This window comes from Arthrobacter sp. 10T419 (genome assembly GCF_056394105.1).
This window is the reverse complement of the sequence record NZ_JBFTHF010000030.1, coordinates 1-548: the sequence shown is the minus strand read 5'-3', so window position 1 is coordinate 548 and position 548 is coordinate 1. Positions and strand designations below refer to the sequence as shown.

Annotated in this window: 1 rRNA gene; it reads right to left on the bottom strand. The window is 55.3% G+C overall.

From position 1 onward, the window contains the following. Positions 1 to 548 (bottom strand): 23S ribosomal RNA (locus AC1DBD_RS17720); the annotation flags it as partial.

Below are 548 nucleotides of genomic sequence, written 5' to 3'. Positions count from 1 at the left end.
GCGTCACACCSTATACGTCCACTTTCGTGTTTGCASAGTGCTGTGTTTTTAWTAAACAGTYGCAGCCACCATTTTATTGCAACCCCTTCACCCTCCTGGCGCAGGCCAGTCAAGCTACAAGGGCGTACCTTATCCCGAAGTTACGGTACCAATTTGCCGAGTTCCTTCTCCCGAGTTCTCTCAAGCGCCTTAGAATACTCATCTCGCCCACCTGTGTCGGTTTGCGGTACGGTCTCGTATGACTGAAGCTTAGAGGCTTTTCTTGGAACCACTTCCAATTGCTTCGCGGCTCAAGGCCGCTCGCCCCACATCCTTGAATTACGCGCCCGGATTTGCCTAAGCGCCTTCTCCAATGCAGGGACCGGGACTTCCAACACCCGGACAACCTTCCGCGATCCGTCCCCCCATCGCATCATACGACGGTGCAGGAATATTAACCTGCTTCCCATCAGCTACGCATCTCTGCCTCGCCTTAGGGGCCGACTCACCCTACGCCGATGAACGTTGCGTAGGAAACCTTGGGCTTACGGCGAGGGGGCCTTTCACCC